Source organism: Vibrio sp. 10N.286.49.E11 (assembly GCF_041469505.1).
In the GTDB taxonomy this organism is placed as follows: domain Bacteria; phylum Pseudomonadota; class Gammaproteobacteria; order Enterobacterales; family Vibrionaceae; genus Vibrio; species Vibrio crassostreae_C.
Genome location: NZ_JBFRKQ010000081.1, coordinates 1 through 18219 on the forward strand (window position 1 = coordinate 1; position 18219 = coordinate 18219).

Annotated in this window: 16 protein-coding genes; 7 read left to right on the plus strand and 9 right to left on the minus strand. The window is 45.8% G+C overall.

Annotated elements, in window-relative coordinates; all coding sequences use genetic code 11:
* Nucleotides 1–364 precede the first annotated feature (364 nt).
* The 6 genes from fre to trxA all read right to left on the minus strand — a co-directional run bounded on the left by fre (nucleotide 365) and on the right by trxA (nucleotide 6197).
* Nucleotides 365–1078: an NAD(P)H-flavin reductase gene (fre, locus tag AB4167_RS18930; RefSeq protein ID WP_017055264.1), complete on the minus strand. Its 714-nt coding sequence runs from the start codon at nucleotides 1076–1078 to the stop codon at nucleotides 365–367.
* Nucleotides 1079–1098: 20 nt separating this feature from the next.
* On the minus strand, nucleotides 1099–1368 hold the full coding sequence (locus tag AB4167_RS18935) for a 2Fe-2S iron-sulfur cluster-binding protein (protein WP_008224727.1): 270 nt from the start codon (nucleotides 1366–1368) through the stop codon (nucleotides 1099–1101).
* On the minus strand, nucleotides 1365–3206 hold the full coding sequence (gene ubiD, locus AB4167_RS18940; RefSeq protein ID WP_136974956.1) for a 4-hydroxy-3-polyprenylbenzoate decarboxylase: 1842 nt from the start codon (nucleotides 3204–3206) through the stop codon (nucleotides 1365–1367). The genes AB4167_RS18935 and ubiD overlap by 4 nt, the downstream gene beginning before the upstream one ends.
* 98 nt (nucleotides 3207–3304) lie before the next feature.
* On the minus strand, nucleotides 3305–4300 hold the full coding sequence (locus AB4167_RS18945) for a hypothetical protein (RefSeq protein WP_017059249.1): 996 nt from the start codon (nucleotides 4298–4300) through the stop codon (nucleotides 3305–3307).
* 110 nt (nucleotides 4301–4410) lie between these two features.
* On the minus strand, nucleotides 4411–5670 hold the full coding sequence (rho, locus tag AB4167_RS18950; RefSeq protein WP_017062978.1) for a transcription termination factor Rho: 1260 nt from the start codon (nucleotides 5668–5670) through the stop codon (nucleotides 4411–4413).
* A 200-nt stretch (nucleotides 5671–5870) separates the two neighbouring features.
* Complete coding sequence (gene trxA, locus AB4167_RS18955; RefSeq protein ID WP_010440700.1) at nucleotides 5871–6197, minus strand: thioredoxin TrxA; 327 nt, start codon at nucleotides 6195–6197, stop codon at nucleotides 5871–5873.
* Between the two features lie 111 nt (nucleotides 6198–6308).
* Here trxA and rhlB point away from each other — a divergent pair, with 111 nt between their 5' ends.
* Both rhlB and gppA read left to right on the plus strand, forming a co-directional pair.
* Nucleotides 6309–7619, plus strand: a complete 1311-nt coding sequence (gene rhlB, locus AB4167_RS18960) for an ATP-dependent RNA helicase RhlB (protein WP_017062979.1) — start codon at nucleotides 6309–6311, stop codon at nucleotides 7617–7619.
* A gap of 6 nt (nucleotides 7620–7625) precedes the next feature.
* Nucleotides 7626–9119 (plus strand): guanosine-5'-triphosphate,3'-diphosphate diphosphatase, encoded by a 1494-nt coding sequence (gene gppA / locus AB4167_RS18965; RefSeq protein WP_017062980.1) that lies wholly within the window; start codon nucleotides 7626–7628, stop codon nucleotides 9117–9119.
* A gap of 101 nt (nucleotides 9120–9220) precedes the next feature.
* Here the strand turns inward: gppA and AB4167_RS18970 are convergent, their stop codons facing one another.
* The 3 genes from AB4167_RS18970 to recQ all read right to left on the minus strand — a co-directional run bounded on the left by AB4167_RS18970 (nucleotide 9221) and on the right by recQ (nucleotide 12336).
* A complete protein-coding gene (locus tag AB4167_RS18970) occupies nucleotides 9221–9892 on the minus strand; it encodes a 7-cyano-7-deazaguanine/7-aminomethyl-7-deazaguanine transporter (protein ID WP_017061333.1) in 672 nt (223 codons plus the stop codon).
* A gap of 244 nt (nucleotides 9893–10136) precedes the next feature.
* On the minus strand, nucleotides 10137–10448 hold the full coding sequence (locus tag AB4167_RS18975; protein WP_017061332.1) for a DUF3630 family protein: 312 nt from the start codon (nucleotides 10446–10448) through the stop codon (nucleotides 10137–10139).
* A 49-nt stretch (nucleotides 10449–10497) separates the two neighbouring features.
* Nucleotides 10498–12336 carry an ATP-dependent DNA helicase RecQ gene (gene recQ, locus AB4167_RS18980; RefSeq protein ID WP_017065746.1) on the minus strand — a complete coding sequence of 613 codons (1839 nt, stop codon included), beginning with the start codon at nucleotides 12334–12336 and terminating at the stop codon, nucleotides 10498–10500.
* Nucleotides 12337–12515: 179 nt separating this feature from the next.
* Here recQ and rarD point away from each other — a divergent pair, with 179 nt between their 5' ends.
* From rarD to tpx, 5 genes are all read left to right on the plus strand, one after another.
* Complete coding sequence (gene rarD, locus AB4167_RS18985; protein WP_017061330.1) at nucleotides 12516–13424, plus strand: EamA family transporter RarD; 909 nt, start codon at nucleotides 12516–12518, stop codon at nucleotides 13422–13424.
* An 86-nt stretch (nucleotides 13425–13510) separates the two neighbouring features.
* The gene (locus tag AB4167_RS18990; protein ID WP_017065745.1) at nucleotides 13511–14305 is read left to right on the plus strand and encodes an AraC family transcriptional regulator; all 795 of its coding nucleotides are present in this window, start codon (nucleotides 13511–13513) and stop codon (nucleotides 14303–14305) included.
* 98 nt (nucleotides 14306–14403) lie between these two features.
* Nucleotides 14404–15066, plus strand: a complete 663-nt coding sequence (locus AB4167_RS18995; RefSeq protein ID WP_017061328.1) for a LysE family translocator — start codon at nucleotides 14404–14406, stop codon at nucleotides 15064–15066.
* Between the two features lie 91 nt (nucleotides 15067–15157).
* A complete protein-coding gene (ggt, locus tag AB4167_RS19000; RefSeq protein ID WP_108209640.1) occupies nucleotides 15158–16915 on the plus strand; it encodes a gamma-glutamyltransferase in 1758 nt (585 codons plus the stop codon).
* A gap of 785 nt (nucleotides 16916–17700) precedes the next feature.
* Nucleotides 17701–18198 carry a thiol peroxidase gene (tpx, locus tag AB4167_RS19005; RefSeq protein ID WP_017061326.1) on the plus strand — a complete coding sequence of 166 codons (498 nt, stop codon included), beginning with the start codon at nucleotides 17701–17703 and terminating at the stop codon, nucleotides 18196–18198.
* The last annotated feature ends 21 nt before the right edge of the window (nucleotides 18199–18219 follow it).

Genomic DNA, 18219 nt, shown 5'->3' on the forward strand with positions numbered 1-18219 from the left:
TTTTGATATTCATCAACGAGTGCCCACACAGATTGATAGGTTTAAATTGTTAAAGAGCTTAACTTCTTGAGCGTTCCTTTTAAGTAAGGAGCCTCTCGAAGTGGACGGTCATTCTAGCGAATTAACATTCAGTGTCAAACACTTTTTGAAAATTAATTTTTTGTCGCTTTCCGTCTTACTGATTCTTGCTGAAGCCTTGTGGCGTCTGCCGTCTCAGTGGTGTCGCATTATAGGGAACCCTCTCAGCTTAGCAACTACTTTTTCATAAAAAATGAATAAATAGGGGTTAACTGCCTAATAGTTCACCTAAACGTAAAAAAGAGAGCATTTCTGCTCTCTTTTTGCTCAAAACCTAAGGGTATTGTTAGATAAATGCGTAAGCATCAGCGTACATATGGTCACGCTTTGCTTCTTTATTCTGAGTAAATAGGTCTCTTGCAGCGCCCGCCATTTCAAAACGACCTGCAATATAGATATCGAAATCAGCTAATGATTCGAAACTTTGCGTAATAGCCTCAAGCACATTACCTGTTTGGCCATGCCAAACTTCCGGTGCTTCTTCTACTACCGGTACAAAGTGCACATTGCTATGCTTTTCTGCAATGCCAACCAACTCTTCTTTAGCATATAACTGGCACTCATCTTTTGCGCCCCAGTATAGGTAGATCTCTTTCGAGCTATTTTGCGCGATGCAGTGATCAAGAATAGAGCGCACGTAGCTGAAACCCGTGCCACCAGCAATAAGTAATAGAGGGCGATCGCTTTCTTCTTTGATCCAAGCATCTCCGTGTGGAGCATCAATCGCAATATCGCCATCTTCAGCTTGTGCCTTCTTCATCGCTTCAACCACTTCTAGTGCGTAAGCGTTGTGCTCGGCAGCACCAATGTGCAGCTCAAGCTCACCTTCGTGGCGGCAAGGGCTACTTGCGATAGAGAATGGGCGCTTATCTTTCTCGCCCATTTCAACCATCAGGTACTGACCCGCTTTAAAAGCGACCGGTGTTTCTGGGTGAAGTAGGATTTGGTAAGTATTACAAGCCAAAGGCTCGATAGACTTCACTTTACATTTAATAGTCATGTTCTTCCTCTTACTAACCCTTAATCGGCAAAGGTTAGAACTAAATTACTTTCTGCAAATGCTTGGCAAGCAAAAATCCAGCCTTGTTGCTGCTCTTTCTCTGTGAGCATGGGTTCAAGGTGGTAACTCACTTGCCCTTCTAATTTTTTGCACATACACATTGCGCATGCGCCAACTTGGCAACGGTTTGGGAAATAGATATCGCTGTTGAGCGCAGCATCCAAGACCGTTTGCCCTTTTTCTACTGTGAAACTGATGTTTTCTGGGTATAAGACTACTTGGTAGCTCATGAAATTCCTAGCTGTTCCCAGATGCTATCAATCTTTTTCACAACATCAGGATCTTTTGTGATTGGTACACCCCACTCACGCAGGCATTCACCTTCCCACTTATTGGTCGCATCGAGACCCATTTTTGAGTGTCCAGTTTCGTTCTGCAGGAATAACGTATCTCTCGCCGGATCCATTCTTGTCGTTACAGCCCAAATGATGTCATTCCAATCACTCACATTGACATCGCCATCACACACGATAACAAACTTGTTCTCATCAAATTGAGACCAAACCGCTTCCATGATTTTCTTACCATTACCGGCAGCTTGCTTATCAATAGACACCACAACCATGCTGGCATTGTCGTTTTGCAGGTGAACATCAATAATTTCAGGATGAACCTTGGTTAACTCAGCCAAGCTACCCTCTATATGTTCACTATTTACAGGTGCTGTTTGGACATCTGGCGATAACGCTAACTCTGCGTCCCACTTCTTAGTGATATCTAGACCCATCTTAGAACCTAACCCAACCACGGGTGAGGCAAAATCCAATGAATCGATCGGCGTGTTCTCTATCATCAGGCTATCGCGTGACGGATCCATATGTTCGCACATCGCTGCGGTTACTTGAGACCAATCACGTGCATTCACATCTTCATCACACACCAATACAAATTTGGTGTACATGAATTGGCGTAAGAAAGACCATACACCCATCATCACTCGCTTAGCGTGACCTGGGTATTGCTTCTTCATGGTCACGACTGCCATTCGGTACGAACAACCTTCAGGCGGTAGATAGAAATCTTCAATCTCTGGGAACTGCTTTTGAAGAATAGGCACAAACACTTCATTTAGCGCAACACCTAATACCGCAGGCTCATCAGGTGGACGGCCAGTATAGGTGCTGTGATAGATAGGGTTCTCGCGCATGGTTACATGAGTAATAGTAAACACATGGTGCTTTTCTTTCTCGTTATAATAACCAGTATGATCTCCGTAAGGCCCTTCATCCGCGAACTCATTCGGGTCGATATAACCTTCCATCACGATTTCTGCACTTGCAGGAACTTCTAAGTCGTTGCTGATTGATTTAACGACCTCAGTTTTACTACCGCGTAGTAAGCCTGCAAACGCGTACTCTGATAAAGTATCCGGCACTGGCGTAACCGCACCAAGAATGGTGGCAGGGTCTGCACCGAACGCAACAGATACTGGAAATGGTTTACCTGGGTTGGTTTCCATCCAATCACGCAGATCCAGTGCTCCACCACGGTGGGCTAACCAACGCATGATGATTTTATTCTTGCCGATCTTCTGTTGACGATAGATGCCTAAGTTTTGGCGTTTCTTGTTTGGACCACGAGTAACCGTTAAACCCCATGTTAGCAATGGCGCGACATCGTCAGCCCAACAGCTCATCACAGGGATTTTATCTAGGTCGACGTCATCGCCTTGCCATACCACTTGTTGGCAAGCCGCTTTGCGAAGGCGTTTAGCCGGCATGTTTAAGACTTGCTTAAATACAGGCAGTTTATCGAGAGCGTCTTTAAAGCCTTTTGGTGGCTCAGGTTCTTTTAGGTAAGCAAGCAACTTGCCCACTTCACGCAGTTCTTTGACTTCCTGACGCCCCATACCAATAGCAACACGGTTGGGTGTACCAAATAGGTTGGTCAAAACGGGCATGTCATAGCCTACTGGATTTTCAAACAAAAGAGCCGGGCCACCAGCACGTAGAGTACGGTCGCTAATCTCGGTCATTTCGTAGTCTGGATCGACTGGGTGAGAAATGCGTTTCAACTGACCAATACTTTCAAGATGGTCGATAAAATCACGTAAATCTTTAAAACTCATAGGACTTCTACATGCTGATTATTCTGCGCTCAGTATATCAAAAAGGGTGACGCTGAGGTCCCCCTTTTTAGTGTGGTTATTGAGAGGCAAAATCCACTTTACGGTAATGCTTGCTCGATCAAAGAACTCTTCACCTGAGGGTTATCATTGACGAGATCTTGCAACCATCGCGTATGACCTTGTTTGGCGAGTTCACGCGCAACTAATGGTGCTTCATCAGCAATCGCCATCCTAGAGACAAGGAACAGCTTCACCTCTTCTGATAACGGGTTAACTTTGGTAAGCAAAGTAATCGCTTCATCTTTCAAACGCGGGTTCTTAGTCGCTGCCATCACCTGTTCAAGCGCGAACGTTTGTTTGGTTTCAGCAAGGCGAACTAGCTCAGCTTGGCTATGATAATCGGCCTTCATTCGCCATAGAATTTTGTAAACCTCTGGGTCTTCGCTCACTTGCGCTAATCGAACCACCACCTCAGTAGAAGGTAACCAACTAACAATAGAAGATGCGGTGAGTTGCTTAGTTAGGTAATCAACCGCTTCAGGAGACAAACTGTCTAGCTCTCTAATGAGCAACGCTTCTCGCGTTTGAACTTGATGTTCAGATCCAGATAACCACTCTTTTAGGTCGAGTTCCTGTTTCTCTGCATCTAGCACAAATACCAATGTCTTCTGATCTTGACGCCATTGTTTAATAAGGCGATTAGCAATTGAAGGGTAATTAAAGGCAGGTACCGTAAACTCATAGCCATCGCCACGTTCTAAGACTTGATAAGTGGGCGTGATAGCAAGTTGCTGCTCGATGAAGATAGACATCTTGGGTGTGAGTACGATTTTTTGCTGTTCAAGCTTCTTCAAGAGTTGGTAACGAGCCACCTCTTGCTGGGGAAATGTCAGGCGCTCAAGCGCAAAGCGTAGCGAATTGACTTCGTCACGTACGACAAGCTCTAGTAGTTCAGCAGTTTTCAGTTTTACTTGATCATTCTCAAGCCAAGACTCTACTGTAAGTGGAGACATCTCGGTGGCATAGCTCATACCAACCGGTGAAAATAACAGTGAAGTAGACAGGAGTAATGATGACAACAGTCCATGTTGCATTTTAACGTCCTTGTAACACTTTTGCTCATTCTGCAAGCTGGCGCTACAAAATGCAAATAAAAAGCGCCACCCGAGGGCAGCGCTTATTAAATACGATCAGCTAATCAATATTACTGACGACGCATTGCGTCAAAGAACTCATCGTTCGTTTTCGTCATTGCTAGCTTGTCGATAAGGAATTCCATTGCGTCGATTTCGCCCATTGGGTGAACAATCTTACGCAGTATCCACATCTTCTGTAGTTCATCGTTCTTGGTAAGAAGCTCTTCACGACGAGTACCAGAGCGGTTGAAATCAATCGCTGGGAATACGCGTTTTTCAGCAATCTTACGGTTAAGGTGCAGTTCCATGTTACCTGTACCTTTGAATTCTTCGTAGATAACTTCATCCATCTTAGAACCAGTATCAACCAGTGCTGTTGCGATGATCGTTAAGCTACCGCCTTCTTCTACGTTACGTGCCGCACCGAAGAAACGCTTTGGACGATGTAGAGCATTCGCATCAACACCACCAGTAAGAACTTTACCTGATGAAGGAATCACAGTGTTGTAAGCACGAGCTAGACGAGTAATAGAATCCAGTAGGATAACTACATCTTTCTTGTGTTCAACAAGGCGCTTCGCTTTCTCGATAACCATTTCTGCAACTTGTACGTGGCGAGATGCTGGCTCATCGAATGTTGAAGCAACTACTTCGCCTTTAACTAGACGCTGCATTTCTGTTACTTCTTCTGGACGCTCATCGATAAGTAGAACCATTAGTTCACACTCAGGATGGTTACGTGCAATGCTTTGAGCAATGTTTTGCAGAAGCATTGTCTTACCCGCTTTAGGCGGAGCAACAATCAGACCACGCTGACCTTTACCAATTGGAGATGCAAGGTCAAGAATACGAGCCGTAATATCTTCAGTTGCACCATTACCCGCTTCCATCACCATACGTTCGTTAGCGTGAAGAGGAGTAAGGTTTTCGAAAAGAATCTTGTTACGTGCGTTGTCTGGCTTGTCGTAGTTAACCGTGTTTACTTTAAGCAGTGCAAAGTAACGCTCACCGTCTTTAGGTGGACGGATTTTACCGCCAATAGAGTCACCTGTACGTAGGTTAAAACGACGAATTTGGCTTGGTGATACGTAGATATCATCTGGGCCAGCCAGGTATGAACTGTCGGCGCTACGTAGGAAACCAAAACCGTCTTGAAGAATTTCTAGAACACCATCACCAAAGATGTCTTCACCACTTTTTGCATGCGCTTTAAGGATGGAGAAGATAATGTCTTGTTTTCTTAGGCGAGCTTGATTTTCAAGACCTAAGCTTTCGCTAAGTTTAACAAGCTCAGACACAGGTCTGTTCTTCAGTTCAGTAAGATTCATAGTGGTGGAAGTTTGTTTAGTCAAAATAGGATCTGTTTTCTTAAGTTAAGAAGGATTTGGTCACAGGATCGACCAAGAAGAGAAATTCGTTCAATTAACGTGCGATAAATTAGCACTAAAACTAAGACTAGTCCATAGCTTAGAAAAAACAAAACCGCGCATTTGTTAACTGCACGGTTTCTTTTCAAATGCTGACCTGATTAAAGGTTAGCGTCTAAGAACTCTTTAAGTTGAGTTTTAGATAATGCACCAACTTTAGTCGCTGCTACGCCGCCATCTTTGAAAAGAAGTAGCGTTGGAATACCGCGAATACCAAACTTTGGTGGAGTACCAGCATTTTGGTCGATATTTAATTTACCGATTGTGAGCTTGCCTTCGTACTCGTCTGCGATTTCATCAAGAATCGGCGCAATCATTTTACATGGACCACACCATTCTGCCCAAAAATCAACAAGAACAGGGCCTGCAGCATTGATTACATCGTTATCAAAACCGTCATCAGTTAGCTGCAAAATCTTATCACTCATCTTCCACTCCAATGTATTTTTTAGAACTGGTTGGATGATAACCAGTAAATAGATGCCCTATTGGAATGTATTTACTTTCGTATTGCAAGCTTAAGCTGATATTCTATAGCAATGAAAAAGACGCATATCACAGAGCAAAAGTTCGCCGACTTGGATTTACTTCCGCAAGTCATTGAAGGATTGGAGAAAAAAGGGTTCGATTATTGTACCCCTATCCAAGCCTTGGCGCTCCCGGTACTGCTCACCGGCCAAGACATTGCAGGCCAGGCCCAAACGGGTACTGGTAAAACGCTTGCGTTTCTTACTGCTACTTTTAACCACCTGCTAAAAACATCTGAGCATGAAGGGCGTAAGCCTAACCAGCCACGTGCGATTATTATGGCACCAACGCGTGAACTCGCGATTCAGATCTACAACGATGCTGACTCTCTGGTTGAAAGCACAGGTATCAAGGCAGCACTTGCTTACGGTGGCGAAAGCTACGACAAGCAACTAGGTAAAATCGAAGAAGGCGCAGATATCTTAATTGGTACGACTGGCCGCATCATCGATTTCTACAAGCAGAAGGTATTTAACCTTAACCACATTCAAGCTGTTGTTCTTGACGAAGCTGATCGCATGTTCGATCTTGGTTTCATCAAAGACATCCGCTTCTTGTTCCGCCGTATGCCTGAGCCAAAAGATCGCCTGAACATGCTGTTCTCTGCGACATTGTCTTACCGCGTACAAGAGCTAGCGTTCGAACACATGCACAACCCAGAGCATGTTGTTGTTGAGCCAGAGCGTAAAACAGGTCACCGCATTCAGGAAGAGCTGTTCTACCCATCAAACGAACACAAAATGGCACTGCTGCAGACTCTAGTTGAAGAAGAGTGGCCAGAGCGTGCTATCATCTTCGCTAACACTAAGCACAAATGTGAGTCTGTTTGGGGTCACCTAGCTGCAGATGGTCACCGTGTTGGCCTGCTAACTGGCGATGTTCCTCAGAAGAAACGTGAAAAGATTCTTGAGCAATTCACTAAAGGTGATGTTGACCTGCTTGTCGCAACCGACGTTGCAGCACGTGGTCTACACATTCCTCAAGTAACACACGTATTCAACTTCGACCTACCTGATGACTGTGAAGATTACGTTCACCGTATCGGCCGTACAGGTCGTGCTGGTGCAAGTGGTCACTCGATCAGCTTTGCTTGTGAAGATTACGCAATCAACTTGCCACCAATCGAAGAATACATTGAGCACGCGATCCCTGTGTCTGACTACGATGCTTCTGCACTGCTAGAAGATCTACCAGCACCATTGCGCTTACGTACACGTAACCCGCAACAACGCCGCTCAAACAACAATGGCCCACGCAACGGGAACCGTAAACCAAACCAGAACCGTCGCCCACGCCAACCGCGTCATAACAAGGAAGCTTAGTCGCTTATGAGTCAAACAGTGTCACCCCCGCTTTACGCTGCAATCGACCTCGGGTCGAACAGTTTTCATATGCTCGTTGTGCGTCATATCGATGGCAGCGTACAAACCATGGCTAAAATTAAGCGCAAAGTGCGTTTAGCTGCAGGCTTAGATGAAAATAATGCGCTTAGTACAGAAGCCATGCAGCGCGGTTGGGACTGTTTGAGTCTCTTTGCAGAGCGACTTCAAGATATTCCGAAAGAAAATATCCGCATTGTCGGTACAGCGACCCTACGTACTGCTATCAATGTGGATATATTTCTAGAGAAAGCGAACCAGATCCTTGGTTACGACATCAATGTTATCTCCGGAGAAGAAGAAGCTGCGACTATCTATAAAGGCGTAGCACACACTTCTGGTGGCAGCGGCCGCCGACTGGTTGTTGATATTGGTGGCGCAAGCACCGAGATGATCATAGGTGAAGGCTTCTCAGCGAAAGCACTAACCAGCCTAAAGATGGGCTGTGTTACTTGGCTTGAGCGCCACTTTAAAAACCGCCAATTAACCGCTACCAACTTTAACAACGCCATTGAAGCGGCGAAGTCGACGTTGGCTCCTATCCTAGATAGCTACACTGATATCGGATGGGATGTGTGTGTGGGCGCCAGCGGTACCGTTCAAGCACTGCAAGAGATCATGTTGGCGCAAGGCATGGATGAAGTGATTACTCATGCCAAACTTAAGCGTCTACAGAAACAAGCGATGATTACTGAGCGCTTGGAAGAGCTAGAAATAGAAGGACTTACCCTTGAACGCGCATTAGTGTTCCCGAGTGGCCTTTCCATTCTTATTGCTATTTTTGAGTTGCTTGAAATAGATTCAATGACACTCGCAGGCGGCGCACTCCGGGAAGGCCTAGCCTACGAGATGGTTGATGAGCTTCGCCAAGAAGATATCCGAGCGCGTACCATTAAGAGTGTTCAATCACGATACCAAATGGACGTAAGCTACGGTGAACAAGTTGCTGTAGTCGCACAAACGCTGCTAGACCAAGCGGGCGCCGAAGCGTGGGTTTCAGAACCTCAAGCTGGTGTGCTATTGCAAACGGCAGCTAAGCTTCACGAGATTGGTTTAACCATCGATTTCAAAAAAGGCGGTGAGCACAGCGCTTATCTGCTGCAAAACTTAGACCTACCTGGCTTTACTCGAGCGCAAAAGCACTACTTGGGTGAGTTAACTCGTCGCTACCGTGAACAGTTAACCTCATTACCAGAGCAACACGCTATCTCAGGAACCAGTAGCAAGCGTATTTTACGTATTCTGCGTTTAGCTATTTTGCTGACCCACCGTCGTAACCCAGCGCTAGAGCCTGAGTTCAAACTGACGACGAATGACAACAATCTAACCCTAACGCTTTCTAAGCAATGGTTAGCTGACAATCCGCTGACCGCTGCAGAGCTAGAGATCGAGTCGAATAGACAAACCGATATTGGCTGGCCATTGAATATTAAATGCCTCTGATATTAGTATCTGACGCTAGAAATTAAAAAAGCCCAAGTTAATAGACTAACTTGGGCTTTTTCTTATCGCTGCATTAATGCTTTGTGTTACAAATCTCAAACTTAAGCGTTCACGCCTGTCGCTTTAAAGTCAGGGTTCACTGCGGTTAGCTTTCTAACAATGTAGTTAAGAAGCACGCCGTACATAGGCACGAACAAGCCTAGGCTGATGATAAGTTTGAATCCGTAATCGACTAAAGCAATCTCAGTCCAATGCTCGGCCATAAATGGATCTGGGCTTTGATAGAAAGCAATCGCAAAGAAAGCGATTGTATCAATGGCATTACCGAATAGCGTTGAACATGTTGGGGCAACCCACCACTGTTTAAGCTGACGCAGACGGTTGAAAACATGCACATCTAAGATCTGACCCAGTAAATAAGCCATGAAGCTCGCCGCGGCGATACGAGCAACAAACAAGTTGAACTCACCTAATTGGCTAAAGCCTTGGAATGAACCTTCAAAGAACACCACTGACAAGAAATAAGAAACGGCCAGCGCTGGTAACATCACTAAGAAAATAATTTTACGGGCAAGCTGCGCGCCAAAAATGCGTACGGTCAGATCGGTCGCTAGGAAGATAAACGGGAAAGTGAAAGCACCCCAAGTGGTGTGCATACCGAAGACGGTAAAAGGTAGCTGAACCAGATAGTTGCTTGACGCAATAATCACCAAATGGAACAAAACTAATAGTGCTAGGGCTTTGCGCTGTTGCGCAGGGGTAAAGTTACTCATGCTGTACCTTTTTAGTTTGGTTTGGGGGTGAGGGAACCCAAATCGAGTCATTTCTTCGAATAATCCAAGAAAGCTCTTACCAATAATGTGAATTAAAAATGTTTCTATAATTTGCTCTATTGAGCGGCGGGCGATTATACATTAATCAATATTGGCTGCAATGGTGAGAACAAACGCAAACGTTTATCCTCACTTTTATTGGTGAATAGCGCTAGAAGCTGTGCTTTAGAAGCTATGCCTAAAGTTAAAAACCGCGCTTGAAAAGCGTCGCGAGATAATCAAACTCTTCTCGGCTTTCTTCAGCGTTTAACGACTCAAACCAAATTGATTCGCTGTAATGCTCAGACTTTAAAAACATTCGACAGTCTTCAAAATCAATCAACCAAGAGTGCATATCGGCGTCCCATTGCTTTTCAACAACTGACGCTGACAACAACGCCACCAGCTTTTCACCTAGCACTTCATAAGAATCAAAATCAAAACTTGGAGACGTAATCAATAAACGCCCTTCCTCAGCTAAATACTCTCTTAAGCCAAATTCTGTTTGTGTTGTCATGTCCCTATCAACCTTATTCTTTTTCTATTAGTTAGACGTTTCTCGCAAACTAGCCGTGTGTGGTGATGTGTTCTTGAATCAGATCTAGGAATGGGTCTGCGTACTTATCCAGTTTACGTTGACCGACACCGTTGACTGCCAGCATTTCTCCGTATGAAGTAGGTAGTATTTCAGCCATATCAATCAAGGTCGCGTCACTGAATACCACATATGGTGGCAAGCCATCTTCATCAGCAATCGACTTACGCAGCTTACGCAGTTTCGCAAACAGCTTCTTATCGTAATTCTTGCTGCTTAACTTATCGGACTTAGCATTACGCACCGCTGTATCTAAACGAGGAACAGCCAATTCCAAAGACATCTCACCGCGCAGCAGCGGGCGGGCTTCTTCTGTTAGCTGTAAAGTTGAGTTACGAGTGATGTTCTGGAACAGCAAGCCTTTATGAATCAGCTGACGGAAGATACTGATCCAGTAATCATGACTGTGATCGCGGCCAATACCGTAGGTAGATAGCTTATCGTGACCATTATCGCGGACACGGATGTTCTGCATGCCTCGCATTACTTCGACCACGTAGCCCATACCAAATGACTGATTCACACGGTACACACAAGACAACGCCTTCTGTGCTTCTTGGGTCGCGTCAAAGTGTTTTGGTGGATCTAAGCAGATATCGCAGTTGCCACATTGCTTCTCGCGATATTCGCCAAAATAGTTAAGCAGAACCTGACGACGACACGTTTGCGCTTCAGCAAAGGCACTCATCGCATTCAGCTTGTGCATCTCAACTTGTTTCTGTGGGCCTTCTTCTTTCTCATCTAGCATACGACGCAGCCAACCCATATCAGCCGGGTCAAACAACATCATCGCTTCAGCAGGCAAACCATCACGACCTGCACGGCCTGTCTCTTGATAGTAAGACTCGATATTACGTGGGATATCAAAGTGCACCACGAAACGTACGTTGGGTTTGTTGATGCCCATACCGAAAGCCACAGTCGCGACCACGATCTGAATATCATCGCGTTGAAAGGCTTCTTGAACGTAAGCACGCTCATCGGTGTCCATACCAGCGTGATAACCCGCGGCGCGAATACCGTTATTGCACAGCTTCTCGGTCACCATCTCCACTTTCTTACGGCTACCACAGTAGATGATGCCGCAATTGCCCTTTTGTGTTTCTAGGTAGCGAACCACCTGTGACACGGGTTTGTGCTTCTCAACCAAGTTGTAGCGAATATTAGGGCGATCAAAGCTGCCTAAGTAAGTATGCGGGTCCAGGAGCTGTAGGCGCGAGATAATATCTTTACGCGTCGCATCATCAGCGGTTGCTGTGAGCGCCATGTAAGGCACATGCGGAAAGTACTGTTTAAGCTGGCCTAATGATGCGTATTCAGGGCGGAAGTCGTGACCCCATTGAGAGATACAGTGCGCTTCATCGACTGCAATCATTGAAAGCGGTAAACCCTGAAGACGCTCGATAAAATCACGCATCAACACACGCTCTGGTGACACATACACCATTTTCAGCTGACCTGAGTTCATACGATTGAACACATTCAGCAATTGGTCACGTGGCATTGAAGAGTTAATACACTCAGCGGCAACACCATTGGCCTTCAATTGGTCGACTTGGTCTTTCATCAACGAGATCAGCGGTGAGATAACCAGAGTCAGCCCTTCACGAACCAAAGCCGGAATTTGGTAACACAGAGATTTACCACCACCGGTTGGCATAATCACCAAGCTGTCTTTGCCTTCAACGGCCAAATCAATGACCTCTTGCTGACCATCGCGAAAGCTTTGATAGCCGAACACATCTTGCAAGATGGTTTGCGCATCATTCGCGGGAGTTGGTATTTGCTCAGCAATCAGAGTGGCGGTCATTGTGGTTCCTAATCGAGGTATGAAATCAGCAAGCATCTTCGGCAAGCAAGTCGCACATTGTAGAGGGGAACGCTGGCGAATTAAACCGCAAATTGTTAGGTGAAAAGGGTTATCGCTCCTATACTGACCAACTCTCTTATAAATCTTATTAATAAGCACTCAGTGCTAGAGAAAGATGCATGACACAGGAAGAACAACAACGTACGCGCCAAGGAGTTTTGCTTGCCGTCGGCGCTTACACAATGTGGGGTATCGCCCCTATATATTTCAAATCTTTAAGTGACGTTTCCCCGTTAGAGATCCTCAGCCACCGTGTAGTATGGTCTTTTTTCCTACTCGCTTTCTTACTGCACATTGGCCGCAGCTGGCGTAAAGTCCGTGACACCCTGACCTCAAAACCAAAAATGCTCTATTTGGTGGCGACATCTATTTTGGTGGGTGCAAACTGGCTGATCTTTATCTGGGCGGTGAACTCCAATCACATGCTCGATGCCAGTTTGGGGTATTACATCAACCCTCTGATTAACGTGTTACTTGGGATGCTCTTCCTCGGCGAACGCTTACGTAAGCTGCAATGGTTTGCTGTGGCTCTTGCTGCGATTGGCGTATTAATCCAATTAATTGCCTTCGGCTCAGTACCGATCGTCGCCATTGCCCTAGCCTTTAGCTTTGGCTTTTATGGCTTGCTGCGTAAGAAAGTCAGCTTAGAAGCACAAACGGGTCTGTTCATTGAAACTCTGGTGATGCTGCCTCTCGCCGCAACCTACTTACTGTTTATTGCCGATAGCCCGACCTCAAACTTATCGATGAACCCGATGCAACTCAACCTATTACTGGTTGCTGCCGGTGTGATCACCACGGTTCCATTGCTGTGTTTTACTGGCGCTGCAACTCGCTTGAAGCTATCAACACTCGGTTTCTTCCAGTACATCGGTCCAAGCTTGATGTTCTTACTGGCGGTTCTGATCTACGGCGAAGCCTTTACCTCAGATAAAGCGATCACCTTTGCTTTCATATGGGGAGCACTGGTTATTTTCAGCTTTGATGGCCTGCGTAACAACAAGAAGAACAAACGCGCGAAACAGTGATATTGATCGTTTTTTACAAGACAATCCCTTAATACGCAGATAAGCTTGGTTGAATTGATGACTATTTGACCAAGCTTTTTTGTACCATGGATAAAGTCCACTACTACTCTACCCCAACAGAAGATATCAGCCTGATCCAAGCTCAATACCAAGAGTTTGCTTTTCAGCGTCACTATCATTTGGACTTTCACATCGGCTTAATTACCCAAGGGCAGCAAAAATTCGCCTATAAAGGGGCGAGCCACCATGTCGGTGCAGGCCAAGTGGTTATCATGCCACCTGATGAGCTGCATGATGGGCACTCCAAACTCGATTCAGGTTATCAAGTCAGTGTGTTTGCAGTTTCTCCTCAATGGTTTCAAGATCTTGCCGATCCCAAGCAAAATGGTCACACATTAGGCTTTTCTGAGTTGATCCTCTCCGATCAAGCTGCGTTTTTACAATTACGCAACTTACACGGCCTGTTAATCAATCAAAGCATCAGCCAACTCGCTCAAGATTGCTTACCATTCGAGGGGTTCTCAACGATTGTCGATCGTTATGCAAAATTTGGATCGAAGAGTGACATCAAACTGGGTAATCAATCGATTAATACACTCAAAGACTATTTGATGGCGAATTTGGACCAGCCAGTGCGATTAGAACAACTGTCTGAGCTGTGCGGCTTAACCACAACTCAATTCCAACGCCACTTTAAGAACAGAATGGGCATCACCCCTTACGCGTGGCTGAGCCGTTTACGTATGGAACAGAGCATGCGCCTGATTAAATCTGGGATCTGTGGTACTAAAGTCGCGCACCAAGTAGGCTTCTATGATCAAGCACACTTCTCCAAGGCATTCAAAACCACATTCGGCGTACCACCCTCACAAATCAACTAAGTGTTGATAATTTACAATGGCTCGATTTCAAATCGCGGTAAGCTACGCTCAATACGATTACTTATTTAATAATAGCGGCAACGTTATTGAGAACTGACATGAACGAAGTCACCATACTGATCACCCTCGCCTCTATCCATTTCATCGCTTTGATGAGCCCCGGCCCTGACTTTGCGTTAGTCGTGCAAAATGCGACACGCCACGGCAGACAAACAGGCTTGTACATTGCGCTTGGTTTATCTTGCGGGATCTTACTGCATTCGTTGCTCAGCCTGACGGGAATCAGTTACCTAGTCCACCAGCAACCAACCCTATTTGCCATTATCCAGTTGGCTGGCGGTAGCTACTTGCTGTACTTAGGCTACGGTGCACTTAAAGCAACCTGGCAAATCATTCAGAACCACGACGATGACGACGATACCGTCAATGCCAAAGATCTGATTCTGACCAACAAGCGTCAGGCATTTTCGAAAGGGTTTGCGACCAATATTCTCAACCCAAAAGCTTTGGTGTTCTTTATTAGCTTGATGTCGAGCTTAGTGCCTGCCGACATGTCTCTATCAGGTAAAGGCTTTGCGCTTATTATCTTGTTTGGTCTGTCTCTGTTTTGGTTTTCACTACTGGCGTGGATGCTTTCGACTAAGGCTCTACAGAAGAAACTTAGCGAAGCAACGGTATACATCGATGGCTTATGTGGCGTGGTATTCAGCCTGATTGGCGCGAGTATTCTTTGGCAGTCGCTGTCCGGTTTAATCGCTTAAATTCGAATCAAGATTACAATTCGTTAACAACGCACTGGCTATCTAATCTTTCCGCTGCCAATCTAGCTCTGCATATTAAAAGGAGAAGATCATGCAGTGGAAAACAAAACTAACAACCCTCGCCACTTCTACCCTACTTTTTGCCTCTCACGTCAGTTGGGCAAATCAAGCTGCCGATTCCGTCGCACCCGAACAAAGTAGTGGTTTAGAAACCAAACAACTCGTTAAAGCCAACGATTGGATGGTCACCGCAGCCAACCCTCTTGCAACACAAGCCGGTGCTGATGTACTTGCCCGTGGTGGTAACGCAATTGACGCCATGGTTGCCGTGCAGCTTATGCTTGGCTTAGTGGAACCTCAGTCATCAGGTATTGGTGGCGGCGCGTTCCTTGTCTATTTTGATGGCAAAGACAAACAGCTCAAGACCTACGATGGCCGTGAAACTGCGCCACTTGATGCCACCCCACGTCTATTCCAAGACGAAAACGGACAACCGCTTAAATTCTATGATGCCGTGGTTGGCGGTCGTTCTGTTGCCACGCCGGGCACGGTGCAATTGCTGTGGGACACTCACCAGAAATACGGCAAGCTCGAATGGGCATCACTGATTAAACCTATCGCTCAGTTAGCTGAAGAAGGTTTTACTATCAGCCCACGTTTAGCCACCTTGATCGAAAACGACCAAGAACGTCTGAGCCGCTTTGCGACAACTAAAGCCTACTTCTTCAATGCCGATGGCAGCCCGAAAGCCGCTGGCACGCAACTTAAGAACCCTGAATACGCGGCAACGTTACACGCTATCTCGAAGGATGGTGCTAAAGCTTTCTACCAAGGTGAGATTTCTGCCGACATCATTAACACAGTACAAACAGCGAAAGGTAACCCGGGCGTATTGGCACAGAAAGATTTCGACGCCTATTCGATCAAGCAGCGCGAACCGGTTTGTTCTGCTTATGAAAGCTACGATATTTGCGGAATGGGGCCACCAAGTTCAGGTGCGTTAACGGTTGGACAAATCCTTGCAATGACTGAGCAGTTTGACCTCAAATCATGGGGGCCAAACGACGCAAAATCTTGGCAAGTGTTAGCAGACGCTTCTCGCTTAGCCTTTGCAGACCGTGGTATGTACATGGCAGACCAAGATTATGTGCCTATGCCAACCCAAGGGTTAGTGAATACTGACTATTTGCAGGAGCGTGCTCAGTTAATTACCGCAGGTAAGGCATTAGACAGCGCACCTTCAGGCACCCCACCGTGGGATCATGCGATGCAGAGAAGCCAAGATGTTTCTATTGAGTTGCCGTCCACCAGCCACTTCAACATTGTCGATAGTGATGGCAATGTCGTATCGATGACTACCACTATTGAGAATGCCTTTGGCTCACGTTTGATGGTTAGAGGTTTCCTACTCAATAACGAACTAACCGACTTCTCATTCAAGACTCATAACGATGGCAAACCTATCGCGAACCGACTTGAACCGGGTAAGCGTCCGCGCTCTTCAATGGCACCGACCATCATCATGCAAGACGATATACCTTACATGGCAATTGGCTCTCCGGGAGGCAGCCGTATCATAGGTTATGTGGCACAAGCGATCATTGCTCATACCCAATGGGACATGGATATTCAGCAAGCCATCAATCAACCACACTTCCTAAACCGCTTCGGTACCTTAGATTTGGAAAAAGGAACATCAGCGGAAAACTTCAAACCTGAGCTAGAAAAGATGGGATTTGAGGTCAACGTTCGCGATCTTAACTCTGGTTTACACGCGATTCGCATCACAAAAGATGGTTTAGAAGGCGCTGCAGACCCTCGTCGTGAAGGTGCAGCCATTGGTCAGTAGGGAATAATCCTCCCTTTTTACTCGCTGCCTTGTGCGAGATCTCTCACAAGGCAGTGAGTAAATATCGATATTTGATGACGAAATTAGTCACCCACAAACCGTAACCGATTGAAATTAAACAATACGTACATTTATCATTCAAATAATTATATAGAAATTCGCTTATGCACCATTGCTGATAAATAAGGAATCGGTAATATGAATGGTGTCGGAAGGATGCTGACACGGAACAGGAAACGCCAAGGACTTGGTTATCTTCAGGATGAAGATTCGATTACTCAGGATGAATAATCGGCATGGATAGCGAAATGGACATTGAATGGACGCAATAGTAACTAGGATGGTTGCTACTAAGGAAAGACAATGGACACCTCTGGACGAGGAAAGGACTGAACATCAGGATGATGTCAAGGACACCGCTCAAGGAACAAGTGACGCGCGCTAACGAGGATTGTTGGCAGATCAGGATAAGATCAAGGACACCGCTAGGAAGGCGACGAAAGGAATACGCTGAAGGATAACAGCACACTATCATGGATTTGATGCATGGAGCACACTTAGTAGCCGGATTGCTGCGAGTAAGACTATAGACCCCGATGAGCGCAAGCTCTCGGGGTTTTTCTTTATCTGTCGTCCCGCTTTTTCTTCCCCTAAAGCAAATAAATCAAAGACCTTTGATTACAATTCTGACATTTAAATAATTCACTTCTTAACCACTTCCGAGTAACGTAAGTCTTACTAGGCTCAACTAGTTTCATAACCATAAGTAAACTAAGGACAAATTCATGTCACACGTTACCTTCAAAGGCGCTGCTGTACCGCTAACTGGCACATTCCCACAAACTGGCGAACAAGCACCAAGCTTTGCACTAACTGCAGGCGATCTTTCTGAACTGACTCTTGCTTCTCTTGCAGGCAAGAAAGTGGTTCTAAACATCTTCCCAAGCATCGACACAGCAACTTGTGCAACGAGCGTACGTACGTTCAACGCAAAAGCGGCAGAGCTTGAGAACACGGTGGTTGTTTGTATTTCTGCTGACCTACCATTTGCTGCAGGTCGCTTCTGCGAACTAGAAGGCATTGAAGGCGTTCAACACGCTTCAACTTTCCGTTCTCCTACATTCGCATCAGACTACGGCGTAGCGATTGCTGAAGGTCCACTAGCAAGCCTAACAACACGTGCAGTTGTCGTTGTTGATGAAAAGGGTGTGGTAACACACAGTGAGTTGGTTGCAGAGATCACTGAAGAACCAAACTACGAAGCGGCACTTGAAGCACTGTAAGATCCCTTCTAGTCAGTCATG

Coding starts and splice junctions, on each gene's coding strand:
- fre (WP_017055264.1), bottom strand. CDS start 1,078: ATGACTATTAAATGTAAAGTGAAGTCTATCGAGCCTTTGGCTTGTAAT.
- AB4167_RS18935 (WP_008224727.1), bottom strand. CDS start 1,368: ATGAGCTACCAAGTAGTCTTATACCCAGAAAACATCAGTTTCACAGTA.
- ubiD (WP_136974956.1), bottom strand. CDS start 3,206: ATGAGTTTTAAAGATTTACGTGATTTTATCGACCATCTTGAAAGTATT.
- AB4167_RS18945 (WP_017059249.1), bottom strand. CDS start 4,300: ATGCAACATGGACTGTTGTCATCATTACTCCTGTCTACTTCACTGTTA.
- rho (WP_017062978.1), bottom strand. CDS start 5,670: ATGAATCTTACTGAACTGAAGAACAGACCTGTGTCTGAGCTTGTTAAA.
- trxA (WP_010440700.1), bottom strand. CDS start 6,197: ATGAGTGATAAGATTTTGCAGCTAACTGATGACGGTTTTGATAACGAT.
- rhlB (WP_017062979.1), top strand. CDS start 6,309: ATGAAAAAGACGCATATCACAGAGCAAAAGTTCGCCGACTTGGATTTA.
- gppA (WP_017062980.1), top strand. CDS start 7,626: ATGAGTCAAACAGTGTCACCCCCGCTTTACGCTGCAATCGACCTCGGG.
- AB4167_RS18970 (WP_017061333.1), bottom strand. CDS start 9,892: ATGAGTAACTTTACCCCTGCGCAACAGCGCAAAGCCCTAGCACTATTA.
- AB4167_RS18975 (WP_017061332.1), bottom strand. CDS start 10,448: ATGACAACACAAACAGAATTTGGCTTAAGAGAGTATTTAGCTGAGGAA.
- recQ (WP_017065746.1), bottom strand. CDS start 12,336: ATGACCGCCACTCTGATTGCTGAGCAAATACCAACTCCCGCGAATGAT.
- rarD (WP_017061330.1), top strand. CDS start 12,516: ATGACACAGGAAGAACAACAACGTACGCGCCAAGGAGTTTTGCTTGCC.
- AB4167_RS18990 (WP_017065745.1), top strand. CDS start 13,511: ATGGATAAAGTCCACTACTACTCTACCCCAACAGAAGATATCAGCCTG.
- AB4167_RS18995 (WP_017061328.1), top strand. CDS start 14,404: ATGAACGAAGTCACCATACTGATCACCCTCGCCTCTATCCATTTCATC.
- ggt (WP_108209640.1), top strand. CDS start 15,158: ATGCAGTGGAAAACAAAACTAACAACCCTCGCCACTTCTACCCTACTT.
- tpx (WP_017061326.1), top strand. CDS start 17,701: ATGTCACACGTTACCTTCAAAGGCGCTGCTGTACCGCTAACTGGCACA.